This window comes from Bradyrhizobium sp. CSA207, from assembly GCF_029051685.1.
Classification (GTDB): domain Bacteria; phylum Pseudomonadota; class Alphaproteobacteria; order Rhizobiales; family Xanthobacteraceae; genus Bradyrhizobium.
Window position 1 is genome coordinate 141,866 of sequence record NZ_JAACFT010000003.1, and the last position, 17,332, is coordinate 159,197.

Annotated in this window: 16 protein-coding genes; 14 read left to right on the top strand and 2 right to left on the bottom strand. The window is 65.7% G+C overall.

All coding sequences use genetic code 11. The features are described from left to right. Positions 1-188 precede the first annotated feature (188 nt). The 5 genes from fliL to GWG65_RS04020 all read left to right on the top strand — a co-directional run bounded on the left by fliL (position 189) and on the right by GWG65_RS04020 (position 6,962). The gene (gene fliL / locus GWG65_RS04000; RefSeq protein WP_275194089.1) at positions 189-689 is read left to right on the top strand and encodes a flagellar basal body-associated protein FliL; all 501 of its coding nucleotides are present in this window, start codon (positions 189-191) and stop codon (positions 687-689) included. 19 nt (positions 690-708) lie between these two features. After that, positions 709-1,911 (top strand): flagellar motor switch protein FliM, encoded by a 1,203-nt coding sequence (fliM, locus tag GWG65_RS04005; protein WP_148742071.1) that lies wholly within the window; start codon positions 709-711, stop codon positions 1,909-1,911. Then, positions 1,908-2,354 carry a DUF6468 domain-containing protein gene (locus tag GWG65_RS04010; RefSeq protein ID WP_275194090.1) on the top strand — a complete coding sequence of 149 codons (447 nt, stop codon included), beginning with the start codon at positions 1,908-1,910 and terminating at the stop codon, positions 2,352-2,354. The genes fliM and GWG65_RS04010 overlap by 4 nt, the downstream gene beginning before the upstream one ends. Before the next feature lie 9 nt (positions 2,355-2,363). Continuing rightward, entirely contained in the window at positions 2,364-3,125 is a 762-nt protein-coding gene (locus GWG65_RS04015; RefSeq protein ID WP_275194091.1) for a flagellar protein FlbB, read from the top strand. A gap of 102 nt (positions 3,126-3,227) precedes the next feature. Beyond that, positions 3,228-6,962 carry a tetratricopeptide repeat protein gene (locus GWG65_RS04020; RefSeq protein WP_275194092.1) on the top strand — a complete coding sequence of 1,245 codons (3,735 nt, stop codon included), beginning with the start codon at positions 3,228-3,230 and terminating at the stop codon, positions 6,960-6,962. A 27-nt stretch (positions 6,963-6,989) separates the two neighbouring features. Here GWG65_RS04020 and fliP read toward each other — a convergent pair whose 3' ends face one another. After that, complete coding sequence (gene fliP, locus GWG65_RS04025; protein ID WP_275194093.1) at positions 6,990-7,742, bottom strand: flagellar type III secretion system pore protein FliP; 753 nt, start codon at positions 7,740-7,742, stop codon at positions 6,990-6,992. Beyond that, entirely contained in the window at positions 7,739-8,701 is a 963-nt protein-coding gene (locus tag GWG65_RS04030; RefSeq protein ID WP_275194094.1) for a flagellar biosynthetic protein FliO, read from the bottom strand. The genes fliP and GWG65_RS04030 overlap by 4 nt, the downstream gene beginning before the upstream one ends. Before the next feature lie 345 nt (positions 8,702-9,046). Here GWG65_RS04030 and flgB point away from each other — a divergent pair, with 345 nt between their 5' ends. The 9 genes from flgB to GWG65_RS04075 all read left to right on the top strand — a co-directional run bounded on the left by flgB (position 9,047) and on the right by GWG65_RS04075 (position 17,242). Next, a complete protein-coding gene (flgB, locus tag GWG65_RS04035) occupies positions 9,047-9,451 on the top strand; it encodes a flagellar basal body rod protein FlgB (RefSeq protein WP_275194095.1) in 405 nt (134 codons plus the stop codon). Positions 9,452-9,463: 12 nt separating this feature from the next. Next, positions 9,464-9,889 carry a flagellar basal body rod protein FlgC gene (gene flgC / locus GWG65_RS04040; protein WP_275194096.1) on the top strand — a complete coding sequence of 142 codons (426 nt, stop codon included), beginning with the start codon at positions 9,464-9,466 and terminating at the stop codon, positions 9,887-9,889. Between the two features lie 17 nt (positions 9,890-9,906). Continuing rightward, positions 9,907-10,215 (top strand): flagellar hook-basal body complex protein FliE, encoded by a 309-nt coding sequence (gene fliE, locus GWG65_RS04045; protein WP_275194097.1) that lies wholly within the window; start codon positions 9,907-9,909, stop codon positions 10,213-10,215. A gap of 157 nt (positions 10,216-10,372) precedes the next feature. After that, a complete protein-coding gene (gene fliQ, locus GWG65_RS04050) occupies positions 10,373-10,636 on the top strand; it encodes a flagellar biosynthesis protein FliQ (RefSeq protein ID WP_015684971.1) in 264 nt (87 codons plus the stop codon). A 17-nt stretch (positions 10,637-10,653) separates the two neighbouring features. Next, positions 10,654-11,424 (top strand): flagellar biosynthetic protein FliR, encoded by a 771-nt coding sequence (fliR, locus tag GWG65_RS04055; RefSeq protein WP_275194098.1) that lies wholly within the window; start codon positions 10,654-10,656, stop codon positions 11,422-11,424. Positions 11,425-11,433: 9 nt separating this feature from the next. Further along, a complete protein-coding gene (flhB, locus tag GWG65_RS04060) occupies positions 11,434-12,513 on the top strand; it encodes a flagellar biosynthesis protein FlhB (RefSeq protein ID WP_275194099.1) in 1,080 nt (359 codons plus the stop codon). Between the two features lie 154 nt (positions 12,514-12,667). Then, complete coding sequence (locus GWG65_RS04065) at positions 12,668-15,244, top strand: PAS domain-containing protein (RefSeq protein ID WP_275194100.1); 2,577 nt, start codon at positions 12,668-12,670, stop codon at positions 15,242-15,244. Positions 15,245-15,416: 172 nt separating this feature from the next. Beyond that, complete coding sequence (locus GWG65_RS04070; protein WP_275194101.1) at positions 15,417-16,412, top strand: Tim44 domain-containing protein; 996 nt, start codon at positions 15,417-15,419, stop codon at positions 16,410-16,412. Between the two features lie 140 nt (positions 16,413-16,552). Continuing rightward, positions 16,553-17,242 (top strand): lectin, encoded by a 690-nt coding sequence (locus tag GWG65_RS04075; protein WP_275194102.1) that lies wholly within the window; start codon positions 16,553-16,555, stop codon positions 17,240-17,242. Positions 17,243-17,332 lie beyond the last annotated feature (90 nt).

Here is a 17,332-nt window from a genome sequence, read left to right on the forward strand (position 1 = left end):
CTGTTGACCATGTTTGCCCGGCAGAATTTTCCTAGCTGAGACCCAATCGAAAGATTCCGTTAACCATTATTACCGTAGCGTTTGCGTGCAAGAGGAGCGCATTGCGCTGGGGCATTCGTATCGCGTCATTGTCTGCCAGGGGGCTTCGCTCTTTCGATCCGACTTAGAGATGAGCGAGCCCGGCAACCATGGCAGAGAATGAAGCGGAAGGCGGTGCAGCCGCCGAAGGGGCAGAAGCCGCTGCGCCGAAGAACAAGCTCAAGCTCATCATCATGGCCATCGGCCTGCTCGCCATCCTCGGCGGCGGCGCGGCGACCTGGTTCTTCTTCTTTCGTCACGGCGACGATGAGCATCATGCCGAGGCGGCGGCGCCGCCGAAGCCGCCGGCTTTTGTCGACGTGCCCGACATCATGGTCAACCTCGCCGGCACGCCCGGGGAGCGCGTGCAATATCTGCGGCTGAAGATCGTGCTGGAGCTGAAGGAAGAGAAGCAGATCGAGGCGATCAAGCCGACGATGCCGCGCGTCACCGACATCTTCCAGACCTATGTGCGGGAACTGCGCCCATCCGACCTCAACGGCTCCGCGGGCGTCTTTCGCCTCAAGGAAGAGCTGACCAAGCGCGTCAATGCCGCGGTCGCGCCGATCCAGGTCGGCGCGGTGCTGTTCAAGGAAGTCGTGATCCAGTGAACAGGGTGGACTAGGGATCATGGCGGGCAACGACCAGGTCGATCAGGATGCAATTGCCGCCCAATGGGAGGCCTCGCTTGATTCCGAGGATCCCGCTGAGGCCGCGAAGGCTGCTTCCGAGAATGAATTGTCCGAGACCATGGCCCTGCAATGGGCGGCCATGGTCGAGGACGGCAGCCGCGATCTCGGCAGCGGCAAGAACTCCGGCGAGCGCGTGCTGTCGCAGGAGGAGATCGACAATCTCCTCGGTTTCACCGTCGGCGACGTCACCCTCGACGATCATTCCGGCATTCGCGCGATCATCGATTCGGCGATGGTCTCCTACGAGCGTCTGCCGATGCTCGAAATCGTCTTCGACCGCCTGGTGCGGCTGATGACGACCAGCTTGCGCAATTTCACCTCCGACAACGTCGAAGTTTCGCTCGACCGCATCACCTCGGTGCGCTTCGGCGACTACATGAACTCGATCCCGCTGCCGGCCGTCCTCACCGTCTTCAAGGCCGAGGAGTGGGAAAACTTCGGCATGGCGACGGTCGATTCCAACCTGATCTACTCGATGATCGACGTGCTGCTCGGCGGCCGCCGCGGCACCAGCCAGCTTCGCATCGAGGGCCGGCCCTACACCACGATCGAGACCGAGCTGGTCAAGCGCCTGGTCGAGGTGGTCCTGGCCGATGCCGAGCAGGCGTTCCGGCCGCTGTCGCCGGTGACCTTCACGATCGACCGGCTCGAGACCAATCCGCGTTTCGCCGCGATCAGCCGTCCTGCCAACGCCGCGATCCTGGTGCGCCTGCGCATCGACATGGAAGACCGCGGCGGCAACATCGAACTCCTGTTGCCCTATGCGACCATCGAACCGATCCGGGGCGTCCTGCTCCAGATGTTCATGGGCGAAAAGTTCGGCCGCGATCAGATCTGGGAAGGCCATTTCGCCACCGAGATCGGGCAGGCCGAGATCTCCGTCGACGCGGTGCTCTACGAGGCCGACATTCCGCTCAAGCAGCTGATGCGGCTGAAGGTCGGCGACACGTTGCCGCTCGAAATGCGGGCGGATGCCAACGTCACCGTGCGCTGCGGCGACGTCACCCTTACCGAAGGACGCATGGGCCGGGTCGGCGACCGCGTCGCGATACGGGTGACGAAACCCCTGCGCAAGCCAAGTACGACACTTGCGATGTTCGAGAAAGTGGACGAGCAGAACAAGATGATGGAGGCCCCATGAACCACTCCCTGGGAATGGCGATCGAGACGCTGGTGGCTATCCTGCTGATGCTCACGATCGGTTACTGTATCCTGCTCAACAAGCGGCTGATGCGGCTGAAGGCGGACGAGCACTCGCTGAAGGCGGTCATCGCCGAGCTGATCACCGCGACCGAGATCGCCGAGCGCGCGATCGGCGGGCTGAAGCTCGCCGTCCGCGACGTCAACGAGAATCTCGGCAGCCAGCTCGCCGCCGCCACCCAGATGTCGGACCAGCTCTACAAGCAGCTGGGGGAAGCCGACAACGTGGTGCGGCGTCTCTCCAAGATCGCGATCGCCGCGCGACCGGTCACGAATCCGGAAATGGCTGCCGCGCCCGCGGCCAGGCCCTCGGCGGCGAAGGCGGTTGCGGCTGCGGCCGAAGCATTCTCCGAGCGCCGAAGGTCCAACGGTCTGGCTGCATAAAGTCAAGGTATGAAGTCCTTTCGTAACATCCGCGTCATTCCCGTCGTCCTGGTTGCGGTCGCAGGTCTCGCCATGCTGAAGGTCGCGGGCCTCGCGATCAACGGCGGCTATGTCTTCGACTACAAGCCGAATTCGGCGAAGAAGTCGTGGGCACAGGAGAACCTGAATTTCCCGACCGGGCGGGAAGACCCCGACATCACGGGATCGACGCATGGTGCGCCGAAGGAGGCGCCCAAGCCGGCCGCGCCCGAGACCAAGCCCGAGGGCACCGTGGTCAAGGTCGAGGAGTCCCAACCGCAGGTCTCGGCCTCGGAGCGCGCGATCCTGGAGCGGCTGCAGTCGCGCCGCCAGGAGATCGAGGCCCGCCAGCGCGAGATCGACATCCGCGAGAGCCTGTTGAAGTCGGCCGAGAAGCGCATCGAGAACAAGGTCGAGGAGATGAAGGCGGTGGAATCCCGCATCTCCACCACCCAGGCCGAGCAGAAGGCCGCCGAAGCCCAGCGCATGAAGGGCCTCGTGACCATGTATGAAGGCATGAAGCCCAAGGACGCTGCGCGGGTGTTCGACCGGCTGGAGATGGGCGTGCTAATCGAGATCGCCTCGCAAATCGCCCCGCGAAAGATGTCGGACATCCTCGGCCTGATGTCGTCCGAGGCCGCCGAGCGGCTGACGGTCGAGATGGCGCGGCGTGCCAATGGCGGCGGAGACCAGTCCGCCTCGGCCGGAGATCTCCCGAAGATCGATGGCAAGCCGACGCAAAAGCCGAATTGAGGGCTCATACTTAAGAAGTCCTTAATTGCCAAAATCTACAGTTCACGGAACGGGCCGGCGCCAGTGCCGGCATGGACGGTCGAACCGGAAGAAATGCCGCCAATGGCGCGAGAGGCTGCCGCTGGATTGTTGTCGCGAGCCCGCGCCATGGCGCGAGGACTGTCGCGCCATGTCCGCAAGGCGCCCGTGCTGGCAGCCTGCCTTCTGATCGGCCTCAGCGCGGCTGCCCGTGCCGCCGACCCGATCCGCGGCGAGGCGACTTTCGCGGCCGGCGGCGGCTTTGCCCGTCTCGTGATCAAGCTCGGCGAGGATGTTCCCTCCGAGGTGACGACCGCGGGCTCGATCCTCATCATCCGTTTCGATCGCCCCGTCGACGTTCCCGTCGACCGCGTTCCGGAGGGCGCGCCCGACTACGTCAACTCCGCCCGGCGCGATCCCGACGGCGGTGCGATCCGGTTGTCGCTGGCGCGGCGTGTCACCGTCAACACCATGAATGCAGGTGAGCGCACCTTCGTCGACCTGCTGCCGGAGGGCTGGAAGGGACCGCCGCCGAGCCTGCCCATGGACGTCGTCAAGGAGCTCGCCGAACGGGCGCGCGTCGCCGAGCGGGCGCTGCGCGCCCAGCGTGCCGCGGCCGAGAGCAAAAAGCGTCCGACGATCCGCGTGCGTGCCTCGGTGCAACCGACCTTCGTGCGTTTCGTGTTCGAAATGCCCGACGGCGTCGGGGTCTCCTCCGTGCTCAACGAACAGAAGCTCACGCTGGCCTTTAACGCCAACCTCAATTTCGATCTTGCCGATGCCGTCGTGGCGGCGCCGCCGAACGTGGCCTCGATCAAGCAGAGGGCCGACATTGACCAGACCGCGGTCGAGATATCGCTGATCGGCGATTCCGACGTGCACTCCTTCCGCGACGAGAAGAATTACGTCGTCGACATCGCCTTCCAGCCGGACAAGGGCAAGACGCCCGAGGCGCCGATCGCGCAGGCCAAGCCGGCCGGTCACGGACCGGCACCGGCTGCTGAAAAGCCGGCGGCCGAGAAGAAAGACGCCCATCGCGAGATCATCCCGCCGACGTCCGAGACGATCGCGCGCGAAGCCAAGATCGACGTCAAGCCGGAATCCCTCGTTGCAGCGCCGCCTGCGGAAGCTCCGAAACCAGCACCGGCACCGGTTGCGGCCGCGCCCGAAGCTGCGCACGCTGCCGAAGCGCCCAAGCCTGCGGCGCCTGTCGCGGAAACTGCGGTTGCGCCCGCCAAGCCGGAGGCGTCTGCGGTCACCGAGGCTCCCAAGGAGGTCGTGAAGGAGCCGGCCAAGGAAACGATCAAGGACACGATCAACGAAGCGACCAAGGAAACGACCAAGGCTGCCGAGGCTCCGGCCGCGCCGCAGCCTGCCGCGGCCAGCGTCGATGCGCGCCGCGACAGCGACGGTCTGCGCGTGACGTTCCCGCTTCAGGTCGCAACGCCTGCGGCAGCGTTCCGCCGCGGCGATACGATCTGGCTGGTGTTCGATACGCCAAAACCGATCGACGTCGAGCCGATCCGCGCCAGGGGCGGGGCGATGATCGGCGAGGTCAGCCGCATCCCGCTCAAGAAGGGGCAGGCCGTTCGCATTCGCCTCACCCGGCCGCTGGTCTACTCGCTGTCGACCGAGGAGGTCGGCAAGGAGACGAACTGGCTGCTGACGCTCGCCGACAAGATCCAGGCGACGCCGCTGCCGCTGATGATGTCGCGCAACATCACCGATCCCGCGCTCGCCAACATCGCCATTCCCTTCGCCAATCCGGGCCTTCTGCACAAGCTGACCGATCCCGACGCCGGCGACACGCTCTATATCGTCACCGCGCAGCGGCCGGTCCGCGGCTTCATCAAGCGCCAGGACCTCGTCGATCTCTCGCTGCTGGAATCCGCGCACGGTATTGCGATCCGGCCAAACTCCGACGAGATCGGGGTTGAGGTCGGGGCCGACAAGGTCATTCTCGGCAAGAAGGGCGGCTTGACGCTGTCGCCGGTCGACATCTCCGCCGAGCGGGCGCCGACCGCGGTGCGGCCGATCTTCAGTCCAGAAAATTGGCGCAAGGGCCAGTCGGAGAATTTCATCACGCGCCAGGGCGATCTGATCACGGCGATCGCGGCCGTCGAACCGGCGATGCGCTCGCTGCCGCGGCTCGACCTCGCGCAGTTCTACATGTCACGTGCCATGTATCACGAGGCCAAGGCCGTCACCGACCTGATGCTGAGCGATCCCCTCAACAAGGAGGAGAGCGGCGCGCTGATCATGCATGCGATCGCAAGCATCCTGATCGGCCGGCCGGCGCAGGGCCTGAAGGACCTTGCCAATCCCGTGATCGGCAACAGCCACGACTCCCAGCTCTGGAAGGCGCTCGCCTATGCACGCCAGGGCAAATGGGCCGATGCGCGCGAGAAATTCAAGAACGTCGAATTCGCCATCGCCTCGCTGCCGCTGGACATCCAGCGCATCGTGACGATGGATGCGATGCGCGCCTCGCTCGAGGTCAAGGACTATGCCGGTGCCTCCAAGCGCCGCGGCGAGATCGAGGTGGTCGGCGTGCCGCCCGAGACGGCGCCCGCCTTTGCGGTGCTGCGCGGCCGGCTCGCCGAGGCGCTCGGTCACGACAAGGATGCGCTCGACGACTACAAGATCGCGGTCGCCTCGAACGACCGTCAGGCCGCGGCAGAGGCCAAGCAGCTCGAGGTCGCGCTGCGACAGAAGCGCGACGAGATCAGCAAGGAAGAGGCGCTGGGCGAGCTCGAAACGCTGTCGATGACCTGGCGCGGCGACGCGATCGAGGTCAAGACGCTCCAGCTGCTGTCGCGGATGTACTCGGAGAACGGGCGCTACCGTGACGCGCTCACCGCGGCACGCACGGCGACCAAACTTCAACCGAATGCCGAGGCCTCGCGCCTGGCGCAGGATCTCGCCTCCGACCTGTTCACGCAGATATTCCTGGGGCCGAAAGGCGACGAGTTGCCGCCGATCGAGGCGCTCGCGATGTTCTACGAGTTCCGCGAGCTGACGCCGATCGGCCGGCGCGGCGACGAACTGATCCGCCGCCTGGCCGACCGTCTGGCCTCGATCGATCTGCTCGACCAGGCTGCCGAGCTCTTGCAATACCAGGTCGACCACCGGCTCGAAGGCGCTGCGCGCGCGCAGGTCGCCGCGCGGCTTTCGATGATCTATCTTGCCAACCGCAAGCCCGACATGGCGATTTCGGCGCTGCGCGCGAGCCGCATCAGCGATCTCTCGGGCGAGCTGCGGCAGCAGCGCCTGCTGCTGGAGGCGCGTGCGCAGAGCGACGTCGGCCGCCATGATCTCGCGCTCGACATCGTCTCCAACGTCTCGGGGCGAGAGGTGCTCCGACTGCGCTCCGACATCTTCTGGGCGGCGCGGCGCTGGCGTGAATCCGCCGAGCAGCTCGAACTCTATTACGGCGAGCGTTTCCGCGACTTCAAGCCGCTCAATTCGGTGGAGAAGAGCGACGTCATCCGCGCCGCGGTCGGCTATGCGCTGGCCGACGACTCGATCGGCCTGTCGCGCTTCCGCGAGAAATACGCGCCGCTGATGAGCGAGAGCGCCGACCGGCTCGCCTTCGACATCGCGAGCAAGCCGGCCGGAGCCTCCAGCGCCGAATTTGCCGAGATCGCCAAGTTGGCTGCCAGCGTCGACACGCTCGACGGCTTCCTGCGCGAGATGAAGCAGCGCTTCCCCGACGCCACCGCCCGCGCGCCGGCAGCCCCCCAGGCCAAGGACGAAGCCGAGCATACCGGCTCACTGCCGAAGATCCCCGCCGTGCGGCAGATCAAGATGACGCGGTAGGGTGCCGCGCGAACGCCCTTCCGGCCGCTAGCCCCCGTAGCTCTGCACCAGACTCCCCGCTACCAGCGACCAGCCGTCGACCAGCACGAAGAAGATCAGCTTGAACGGCAGCGAGATCGTCGCGGGCGGCAGCATCATCATGCCCATCGACATCAGCACGGATGCGACGACGAGATCGATGATCAGGAACGGCAGGAACAGGAGGAAGCCGATCTCGAAGGCGCGCTTCAGCTCGGAGATCATGAAGGCGGGGACGAGGATGCGCAGGCCGAGTTCGTCGGGTGTGGTCGGCGGCGGCTCGCCCGAGAGATCAAGGAACAGCTTCAGGTCCTTCTCGCGCACGTTCTTCTGCATGAAGCCGCGCAGGGGCACCGAGGCCCGCTGGAGCGCGTCCTCGACGCCGAGCTGGTTGGCGACGAGTGGGCGAATGCCGTCGTCGTAGGATTTTTGCAGGACGGGGCCCATCACGAAGAAGGTGAGGAACATCGCCAGCGCGATGATCACCGAGTTCGGCGGCGCGGTCGCGGTGCCCATCGCTGTGCGCAACAGCGACAGCACGACCACGATGCGCGTGAACGACGTCATCATGATCAGGATCGACGGCGCGATCGACAGCACCGTGAGCAGCGCGATGAGCTGGATCGCGCGCTCGGTGACGCCGCCGCCCTGGCTGCCGAGATTGATGCTGATGTCCTGCGCATGCGCAGGGCTTGCGAGCGAGGCCGCGCCGATCAGGACAGAAAGAAGAAGAACTCTACGCGGGAGGGCCGGCAGCCTCACGAAGGTGGCTTTGGACGGCCGAGCAGGGAGGCCATCTCGTCTTCGAGGTTCTCGAAGCTGGTCTTTTCTGTGGCCGGTTTCGCTGGCGCGGCCGGTGCGGCGGGCGGTTCGGCGCGTGCCGCGCGCGGCGCAGGTGCCTCGGGCGCAACCGGAGGCGCGACCGTCTCGCCGGCCGGACGGCGCAGCGCGGCTTCGAGCCGCTGCGCCATTTCGGCGAGATTCTGCTCGGCGCTCGAGGGCGCCGCAGGGGCCGGGGCCGGCGGCGGAACGGGCGGAGCCTGCGGGATCGGCGGAGGCGGCGCGGCTGCACGCTCGGCGCGCACCGGCGGCACCTTCACCGGCTCGCTGTGGCGGGACGGACGCGGCATCAAGGGTGGTTCGCTGCGGGCAACGCGCGGCGGCGCCGGCTCGGGACGCGGCTCGCGTTCCGGGCGCGGTGCGATCGGCTCGGGCGTAAAGCCGGCGAGGGGATCGCTGCGGCGCTCGGCCAGAGCGGGCGCTGGCCGGCGCACTTCGTCGGCAAATGACGGCCGCGAGGGCCGCGGCGGCGGCTCCGGCATTTGCGGCTCGGGATGATCGAGCAGTTCGGGTCGCGGCGCTTCGTCGGCCCAGCCGCTGGTGTCGGGCATGGGCGCAAGACGCGGCGGTTCGGCGGCATTGGAACGCTGCGGCAGCTGGTCGCGGCCGGGCGCGGCGCGCACGATGTTCGGTTCGACGACGATGTCGGTGGGGCCACCGATCATCAGGAGATGCTCGACATTGTCGCGCCGGACCAGCACCAGGCGCCGGCGGCCGTCCACCGCGGCGGCATCGATCACGGCGAGCCGGGGCATCCTGCCGCGCTGGGTGTTGGCACCGAGCCGGCTGCTGGCGAATCGGCGAACCAGCCATGCAGCGACGCCAATCAACGCCAGAACGACGATGAACGCGACGATGAAGGTGATAGGGCTGCCTTGCATACTTGTCCCCGACAAATGGCGCTTTTCTCGTGCCCGTGGTCAGTTGCGCCGACCACTGGCGCGGGATGCCCCAAACTGCGATTTCTTAATGTCCCACGGCAGATTTTGCCGTCCCCAGCTCTTAATAACCTATGAATCGCCCGATCCAAAACGACTTCTTGGCCTGTGCACGGGCCGCCAAACGGTTGGGTTAATGCCGCTTTTCGGACCATAGAATCACGGGGGCAACGACTTGTCCCGGCAGGGGACATGCGCCTGCGCCACCTTTAACCACCCGTTAACCATACACGCGGCAAATTCTGCCTAGCTTCGGACACAGGTCCGGGGGCGGAAGGAGCCGCAACGATGTCCATCAACGACCTCCCGGTGCTGTCGGCGCTTCGCACCAAGATGCAATGGCACCAGGAACGCCAGCGCGTCCTGTCCGAGAACGTCTCCAACTCCGATACGCCCAATTTCCGGCCGCGCGATCTGGTCGAGCCGAAGTTCGACAAGACCGGCGCGGTCACCGGCTCGATGGGCCCCCTGGCCCTCGCCCGCACCAGCGGCTCCCACATGACGCCATCCGGCTCGCCCTCGGGCTTCGACCAGAACAGGAATGCGGGCTTCGAGACCCGCCCCGCGGGCAACGCCGTCAATCTCGAGGAGGAGATGATGAAGTCCTCGAGCAACCAGATGGACTATGCGGCGGCGACCTCGCTGTACTCGAAGAGCCTGCATCTGCTCAAGACCGCGATCGGCAAGGGCTAGAGGAGGTAAACCATGGCAAATGACAGCAGCGACTTTGCTCGCTCGATGGCGATCGCGACCTCCGGCCTGCGGGCGCAGGCCGGGCGGATGCGGGTGATCTCGGAGAATATCGCGAACGCGGATTCGACGTCGCAGACCGCCGGCGGCGACCCCTACCGCCGCAAGGTGCCGACCTTCTCCTCCGCGCTCGACCGTACGCTCGATGCGCAGGTCGTCACGCTCGGCAAGATCCGGCCCGACCAGTCCAACTTCCGCGTCAAGTACGAGCCGAACAATCCGGCGGCGGATGCCACCGGCAACGTCAAATATCCCAACGTGAACTCGGTGGTCGAGATGACCGACATGCGCGACGCGCAGCGGTCCTACGAGGCCAACGTCAACATCATCAGTGCGACGCGCCGGATGATCCAGCGCACGCTCGACATTCTCAAATCCTGAACGGGACACCTTAAGCCATGGCATCACCGACAATCGCAGCCAATGCCTATGCCAACCTTGCCCGCGTGCTGGAGAACAGCGGCGCCAGCAAGGGCACCGAGGCGACCGGGCAATCATTTGCTTCGCTCCTGAAAGACGCCGTCGGCAGCGTCATGGAGTCCGGCCGCAAGTCCGATGCGCAGACGGTGGCGATGGCCGCCGGCAAGGCCAACGTGATGGACGTGGTGACGGCGGTCGCAGACACCGACGTCGCCGTGTCCACGCTGGTGTCGGTGCGCGACCGCGTCATCGCGGCCTATGAAGACATCATGAAGATGCCGATCTGATTTCGGCGCCCGATCGTCATTGCGAGCGCAGCGAAGCAATCCAGAACCTTTCCGCGGCGGCAGTCTGGATTGCTTCGCTGCGCTCGCAATGACGGGGATAGGTCTTCACCTCGCTCGCAGGAGCGATGGGGAGGTGAGAATGAAAAGGAACTTTGTAATGACCGGACCTGAAACCCTCGACGTCGCGCGCGATGCGATCTGGACCATCGTGATCGTGTCATCGCCGCTGATGGTGGTGGGGCTCGTGGTCGGCGTCATCGTGTCGCTGTTCCAGGCGCTGACGCAGATCCAGGAGCAGACGCTGATCTACGTGCCGAAGATCCTGGCCATATTCGCCACCATGCTGCTGGCGTTGCCGTTCATGGCCGACGCGCTCCATTCCCACATGCTGCGGATATCATCGCGAATCATCGGCGGCTGAGGCAGAATGCGGGCGCTATGCGCATCGACGTCTCGCTGCTGCCGGCGCTCGCCGCAGCCTTCATGCTCGCTTTCGCTCGGGTCGGCGCGATGGTGATGCTGTTGCCGGGGCTCGGCGAGTCCAACATCCCGACGCGGATCAAACTGTCGATCGCGCTGCTGCTCACGCTCATCATCCTGCCCCTGCACCGCAACGCCTATCACGTCGACATGGGTTCGATCGCTCCGCTGCTGGTGCTGATGCTGCATGAGATCGCGATCGGCATCGTGCTGGGAGCGACCGCGCGCGTGACGCTGTCGGCGCTTCAGGTCGCCGGTGCCGTGATCGCGCAGCAGATGGGTCTGGGATTCGTCACTTCGGTCGATCCGACCCAGGGCCAACAGGGCGTGCTGGTCGGCAATTTCCTGACCATGCTCGGCGTGACACTGCTGTTCGCGACCGACAGTCATCATCTGGTGATCGCCGCGCTCAACGACAGCTATACGATCTTCTCGCCGGGCGAGACCGTGTCGAGCGGCGACGTCGCCTCGCTCGCGACGCGGGCGTTCGCCGCGGCGTTCCGGCTCGGCTTGCAGCTTTCGGGCCCGTTCCTGGTATTCGGCCTCGTCTTCAACATCGGGCTCGGCGTGCTGGCGCGGCTGATGCCGCAGATGCAGGTCTATTTCGTCGGCGTGCCGCTGTCGATCTTCGTGGGCTTTCTGGTGCTCGGCGTGGTGATCTCGGCGATGATGGGCACATATCTCGATTACTTCATCGGTGTCATGCACCAGATGATGCCGCTCAAGTGAAGGTGATCGATGGCTGAAGACAACGATCCCGAGAGTCAAACAGAAGACCCGACGCAAAAACGTCTGGACGATGCCCTCGAACGCGGCGACGTCGCCAAGAGCCAGGAGATCAACACCTGGTTCGTGATCGCGGGCGGCACGCTCGTGGTCTCGACCTTCTCGGGCTCGATCGGCGGCGGGCTGGTGACGCCAATGCGCGGTCTGCTCGCCAATTCCTGGATGATCAAAACCGACGGAAAGGCTCTGCTCGCGCTGATGCAGCAGCTCGAATTCGCGTTGCTTGCGGCGCTTGGCGTGCCGCTGCTGATGCTGGCGCTGGCGGCGATTGCCGGCAACATGCTTCAGCATCGCCTGGTGTGGTCGGCCGAATCCCTGAAGCCAAAATTCAGCAAGATCTCGCCCGGCGCCGGTTTCAAGCGCATCTTCGGCAAGCAGGCGGCGGCGAACTTTCTGAAGGGTATCGGCAAGCTGGTCGCGGTCGGCGTGGTCATGACCGTGATCCTGTGGCCGGAGCGGCACCGGATGGAGGCGATGGTCAGGCTTGATCCCGCAGCCATGCTCGGCGCGGCCACCAGCATGACCATCCATCTGCTCGGCGCGGTGGTCGCAGCGCTCGCGATCGTCGCCATTGCCGACTATTTCTTCCAGTACCGAAGCTGGTTCCAGCGGCAGAAGATGTCGCTTCAGGAGATCAAGGAAGAGTACAAGCAGTCCGAGGGCGACCCCCACATCAAGGGCAAGATCAGGCAACTGCGTCAGCAGCGCGCCAAGAAGCGCATGATGGCGGCGGTTCCCAAGGCCTCCGTGATCATCACCAACCCGACCCACTATTCGGTGGCGCTGTCCTATGAGCGCGGCATGCAGGCACCGATCTGCGTCGCCAAGGGCGTCGACAATCTCGCCTTCAAGATCCGGGAAATCGCGCGCGAGCACGACATCCCCATCGTCGAGAACGTGCCGCTGGCCCGCGCACTCTACGCCACCGTCGAGATCGACGAGGAAATCCCCACTGAGCACTACCACGCGGTCGCCGAAGTTATCGGCTACGTCATGCGGCTGAAGCGCGGATTCGGCGCCGGACGTCAATAAAGCTCCCGAAAAATACCGGAAATGGCTGTAATCTGGGAATCAGCGTACCTTTCACCCTTGCTGCCCTTGCGCCTGCGGGTCCGATTCAGGCAGGGAGGACCCGGCGCGCCCCGTAGCGCGTTGATTCTCTGCCGACAGGCTGCGCCGGCTTGATATGACTGCCGAGACCGACCACGACCTCACGCGAGAGCCCATTGCGGCGCACGAACCGTCGCCGCGCTCGGGCAGCATCGCGCTTGTGCTGCTGGTGGCCGCCGGCCTCGTCGCCGTCGCCGTCGGGCTGATGACGCTCGGGCGCGCGCAGGCGCAGCCCTATATTCTCGGCATCCTCGCCGTGCTGGCGATGGTCGGCCTGTTCAACCTGTTCGCCTTTGCCGCGGGCATCATCCGCTTCGTCGACCGCAATCTCGACGATCCGGTAATGGGGCGGATCGCCGACCATGCCTTCGATGGGCTCGCGGTGACCGATCCGCGCGGCCACGTAGTCTATTCCAACGCCGCCTATCTGACCCTGACCGGCGCCACCGGCCCGCAGGAGGTGCGCCCGGTCGAGCGCGTCTTCATCGGCAATCCCGATGTCTCCGAGGCGGTGTTCCGCCTGCTGAAAGCCGCGCGTGAGGGCAAACGCCAGCAGGAAGAGGTGCGCATTTCCGGTCATGACGGCAGCCAGGGGCGCTGGCTGCGCATGCGGGTGCGCCCGCTCGGCACCGGCAAGCGCGAAGCGAAATATGCGGTGTGGTCGATCGCCGACATCACCCGCGACCGCGAGCGCCAGGAGGACGTGTTCCAGGAACTCCAGCATGCGATCGAATATCTCGATCACGCGCCCTGCGGCTTCTTCTCGGTCAATCCGGCCGGCGAGCTCGTCTATGTCAACGCGACGCTCGCGAACTGGCTCGACTACGACCTCGCCGAGATCGGCTCCGGCGGCCTGAAGCTGACCGATATCGTCTCCGGCGATGGTACATCGCTGCTGACCTCGATCGTGGCGGTGCCGGGCGAGGTGAAGACGGAAGTCTTCGACATCGACCTGCGCATGCGCACCGGCAAGACCATGCCGGTGCGGCTCTATCACAAGCTCGCCTTCGGCGCCGACGGCGCGCCGGGGCCGTCGCGCACGCTGGTCATCAGCCGCGCCCGCGACGAGCGCAGCGATCCCGACCGCGCCGCCGAAGTGCGCTTCATGCGCTTCTTCGACCACACGCCGATGGCAATTGCGACCGTCGACCGCGGCGGCAACGTCGTGCGCGCCAATGCCCGCTACGCCAAGCTCGGGCAGGCCCTCGGGCTCGACAGCGCCAGCAAATCGATCTTCCGCGCGGTCAATTCGCGCGACCGGCACCTGCTGATCGCGGCCATCAACCAGGCCGCCGAAGGCCGCGGCGACGTTGCGCCGGTCGAGGTGGCGCTCGAGGGCACGAAAGAGCGCTGGGGGCAGTTCTTCGTCACGCCGGTCGACGAGGCCGAGCACGATACTGAAGCCGCCATCGTCCACATGCTCGAGACCACCGAGCGGCGCGCGCTGGAGAACCAGATCAACCAGTCGCAGAAGATGGAGACGGTCGGCCAGCTAGCCGGCGGCATCGCCCACGACTTCAACAACGTGCTGTCCGCCATCATGATGGCGAACGACTTCCTGCTGAACGCGCATAAGCCGACCGATCCGTCGTTCCAGGACATCATGCAGATCAAGCAGAACGCGACGCGCGCCGCGACTCTGGTGCGGCAGCTGCTCGCGTTCTCGCGGCGGCAGACCCTGCGGCCGCAGGTGCTCGATCTCGGCGATGCGCTGAGCGACCTTGCCATGCTGCTGCGGCGGTTGATCGGCGAGAAGGTCAAGCAGGAGACCATCCACGGCCGCGACCTCTGGCCGGTCAAGGTCGATGTCTCCCAGTTCGAGCAGGTGATCGTCAATCTCGCGGTCAACGCGCGCGATGCGATGCCGGACGGCGGCAAGCTGATCATCCGCACCGCCAATGTCAGCGCTGAACAAGCGGCCAAGCTCGCCTACAAGGGCATGCCGGCCGCGGATTATGTCCGCATCGAGGTGGCCGACACCGGCACCGGCATTCCCGCCGACATCCGCGACAAGATCTTCGAGCCGTTCTTCTCGACCAAGGAAGTGGGCAAGGGCACCGGTCTCGGGCTTTCCACCGTCTACGGCATCGTCAAGCAGACCGGCGGCTTCATCTATGTCGATTCCGAGCCGGGGCAGGGCACCTCGTTCAACATCTTCCTGCCGCGGCACCATGCCGAGCCGGACGCGCAGCTCGAGCAGCCCGCGGCGGTTGGCTCACCCAATGGCGCGAAGGAAACCGCGCCCGCGGCGGAGGCCAAGCCGCGCACCGATCTCACCGGACAAGGCACTATCCTTCTGGTCGAGGACGAAGAGGGCCTGCGCGCACTCAACGCGCGCGGCCTGCGCTCGCGCGGCTATACCGTGGTCGAGGCCGAGAACGGCGTCGAGGCCATGGAGGTGCTCGAGGAGCACAGCGGTGGCATCGATCTCGTCGTCTCCGACGTCGTGATGCCGGAGATGGACGGTCCGACGCTTCTGAAGGCGATGCGGGAGAAGAACCCCGAGATCAAGTTCATCTTCGTCTCCGGCTATGCCGAGGACGCCTTCGAGAAGAGCCTGCCCGAAGGCCAGCAGTTCGACTTCCTGCCGAAGCCGTTCACGCTCAGCCAGCTTGTGGCGGCGGTGAAGGAGACGATGGCGAAGGCGGGGTAACCGGCTCCGTCAACGCGCCGGTAGCGGGCGACCGCGGTTCCACGCGCTTTGCCGTCAAAACCCTCGCCAAATATGGGCTTTTGCCACATCCCCGCGACTGAGGGCCGCAGTCACAAGTTCCGAAACCGGCTTCCCTTTTCGGGAAGGCTGACCATCTTAGGGTCACGTCCCCATGCCGGGGACTTGGGAAAAGCACATGAATTTCTCGCAACGTAGCCGCAGTCTCTTCAAGACGATTGCCGTCGTACTGGCGCTCGGGCTGCCGACTGCGGTGGTGATCTCGTCGGCCGACGCCCGCGTCGGTGGCGGCATGTCGTCGGGTTCGCGCGGCTCGCGGACTTACTCGGCCCCGCCGTCGACCACGACCGCGCCGGGCTCGACGTCGCAGTTCAACCGCACCTACACCCAGCCGGGCGCAGGCATGAACTCGGCCGCAGCTGCGCCCCCGCGCGGCGGCCTGTTCGGCCGCGGCGGCGGCTTCCTGGGCGGCCTCGCGGCCGGTTTCCTCGGCGCGGGCCTTCTGGGCATGCTGTTCGGTGGCGGCCTGTTCGGCGGCCTCGGCGGCCTGTCCTCGATCCTGGGCCTGATCATCCAGATCGTGCTGGTGGTGGTCGTGGTGCGGCTGGCGATGTCGTGGTGGCAGCGCCGCCACACGCCGCAGGCGGCTTATGCCAACGCTGATGCCAGTGCCGGTGCCGATCCGGGACCGCAGACGAACTATCGCAGCGCTCTCGGTGGTTTCGGCTTCGGCGCCAACAACGCGCCGCTCGAGATCAAGCCCGACGACTATGAGGCGTTCGAGCGCCTGCTTGGCGATGTCCAGGCCGCCTGGTCGAACGAGGACGTGGCCAAGCTGCACACGCTCGCGACGCCGGAGATGGTCTCCTATTTCGAGCAGGACCTCGCCCAGAACCGCGCGCGCAACGCCGTCAACAAGGTGACCAACGTCAAATTGTTGCAGGGCGACCTCGCGGAAGCCTGGCGCGAAGGCGAGACCGAGTATGCGACGGTGGCGCTGCGCTTCGCGCTCACCGACAAGACGGTCGACCGCAACACCGGCGCGCTCGTCGCGGGCAGCGAACAACCGGGCGAAGCCACCGAAGTCTGGACCTTTGCCCGGCGGCCGGGCGCCGGCTGGGAACTGTCGGCGATCCAGCAGACCAACTGATCGCGCGTGAGGTAACAAATGAGGGCGTCGTGCTTCGGCATGGCGCCCTTTTTGTTGTGGGCGCCTTGGAGCTCGGAATAACAGGGCGTGCTTTGGGTTGAAGTCAGGCAGCCAACGACAAAATACAATCGGAGGAAGAGATGACCCGTTTCGACGGACCCGTGAAATCCCCGGCTCTTATTCTTGCCGCTGCCGCCTTTGCCTTGTTTGCCGCGCCATCCGCGCAGGCGCAGTCAGCCGACATGACCTTCTTCGTGACCTCGAGCGGCCCCGGCAAGGGAGCGGATCTCGGCGGCCTGGAGGGAGCCGATGCGCATTGCCAGAAGCTCGCCCAGGCCGCCGGCGCCGGCGCCAAGAGCTGGCGCGCCTATCTCTCGACGCAGGCCGCCGACGGCAAGCCGGCGATCAATGCGCGCGATCGCATTGGCAAGGGGCCGTGGCAGAATGCCAAGGGCGCGGTCATCGCCAAGGATGTTGCCGACCTGCATGGCCCCGCCAACAACCTCACAAAGCAGACGGCGCTGAGCGAGAAGGGCGAGGTCAACAACGGCGCCGGAGATACGCCGAACCGGCACGATATCCTCACGGGCACGCAGCCCGATGGCACTGCGTTCGCCGCCGGCGAGGACAAGACCTGCAAGAACTGGTCGTCCAGCACGCAAGGTGCTGCGATGCTCGGTCATGCCGATCGGAAGGGCCTGCGCGACGACGAGCCGTCGAAATCGTGGAACAGCTCGCATCCCTCGCGCGGCCCCGATGGCGGCTGCTCGCAGGCCGACTTGAAGAGCACGGGCGGCGTCGGGCTGCTGTATTGCTTCGCGTCGAATTGAGGCGCGGAACTCTCGCCGCCGTCATGGCGTTCGTAGTTGCGTGCTAAACTCGCCGCAACGCAATCACGGACTGCTTCCATGAAATACGAG

Bases quoted from the DNA above. Each gene is read 5' to 3' on its own strand.
- fliL (WP_275194089.1), top strand. From the start codon at position 189: ATGGCAGAGAATGAAGCGGAAGGCGGTGCAGCCGCCGAAGGGGCAGAA.
- fliM (WP_148742071.1), top strand. From the start codon at position 709: ATGGCGGGCAACGACCAGGTCGATCAGGATGCAATTGCCGCCCAATGG.
- GWG65_RS04010 (WP_275194090.1), top strand. From the start codon at position 1,908: ATGAACCACTCCCTGGGAATGGCGATCGAGACGCTGGTGGCTATCCTG.
- GWG65_RS04015 (WP_275194091.1), top strand. From the start codon at position 2,364: ATGAAGTCCTTTCGTAACATCCGCGTCATTCCCGTCGTCCTGGTTGCG.
- GWG65_RS04020 (WP_275194092.1), top strand. From the start codon at position 3,228: ATGGCGCGAGAGGCTGCCGCTGGATTGTTGTCGCGAGCCCGCGCCATG.
- GWG65_RS04030 (WP_275194094.1), bottom strand. From the start codon at position 8,701: ATGCAAGGCAGCCCTATCACCTTCATCGTCGCGTTCATCGTCGTTCTG.
- flgB (WP_275194095.1), top strand. From the start codon at position 9,047: ATGTCCATCAACGACCTCCCGGTGCTGTCGGCGCTTCGCACCAAGATG.
- flgC (WP_275194096.1), top strand. From the start codon at position 9,464: ATGGCAAATGACAGCAGCGACTTTGCTCGCTCGATGGCGATCGCGACC.
- fliE (WP_275194097.1), top strand. From the start codon at position 9,907: ATGGCATCACCGACAATCGCAGCCAATGCCTATGCCAACCTTGCCCGC.
- fliQ (WP_015684971.1), top strand. From the start codon at position 10,373: ATGACCGGACCTGAAACCCTCGACGTCGCGCGCGATGCGATCTGGACC.
- fliR (WP_275194098.1), top strand. From the start codon at position 10,654: ATGCGCATCGACGTCTCGCTGCTGCCGGCGCTCGCCGCAGCCTTCATG.
- flhB (WP_275194099.1), top strand. From the start codon at position 11,434: ATGGCTGAAGACAACGATCCCGAGAGTCAAACAGAAGACCCGACGCAA.
- GWG65_RS04065 (WP_275194100.1), top strand. From the start codon at position 12,668: ATGACTGCCGAGACCGACCACGACCTCACGCGAGAGCCCATTGCGGCG.
- GWG65_RS04070 (WP_275194101.1), top strand. From the start codon at position 15,417: ATGCCGGGGACTTGGGAAAAGCACATGAATTTCTCGCAACGTAGCCGC.
- GWG65_RS04075 (WP_275194102.1), top strand. From the start codon at position 16,553: ATGACCCGTTTCGACGGACCCGTGAAATCCCCGGCTCTTATTCTTGCC.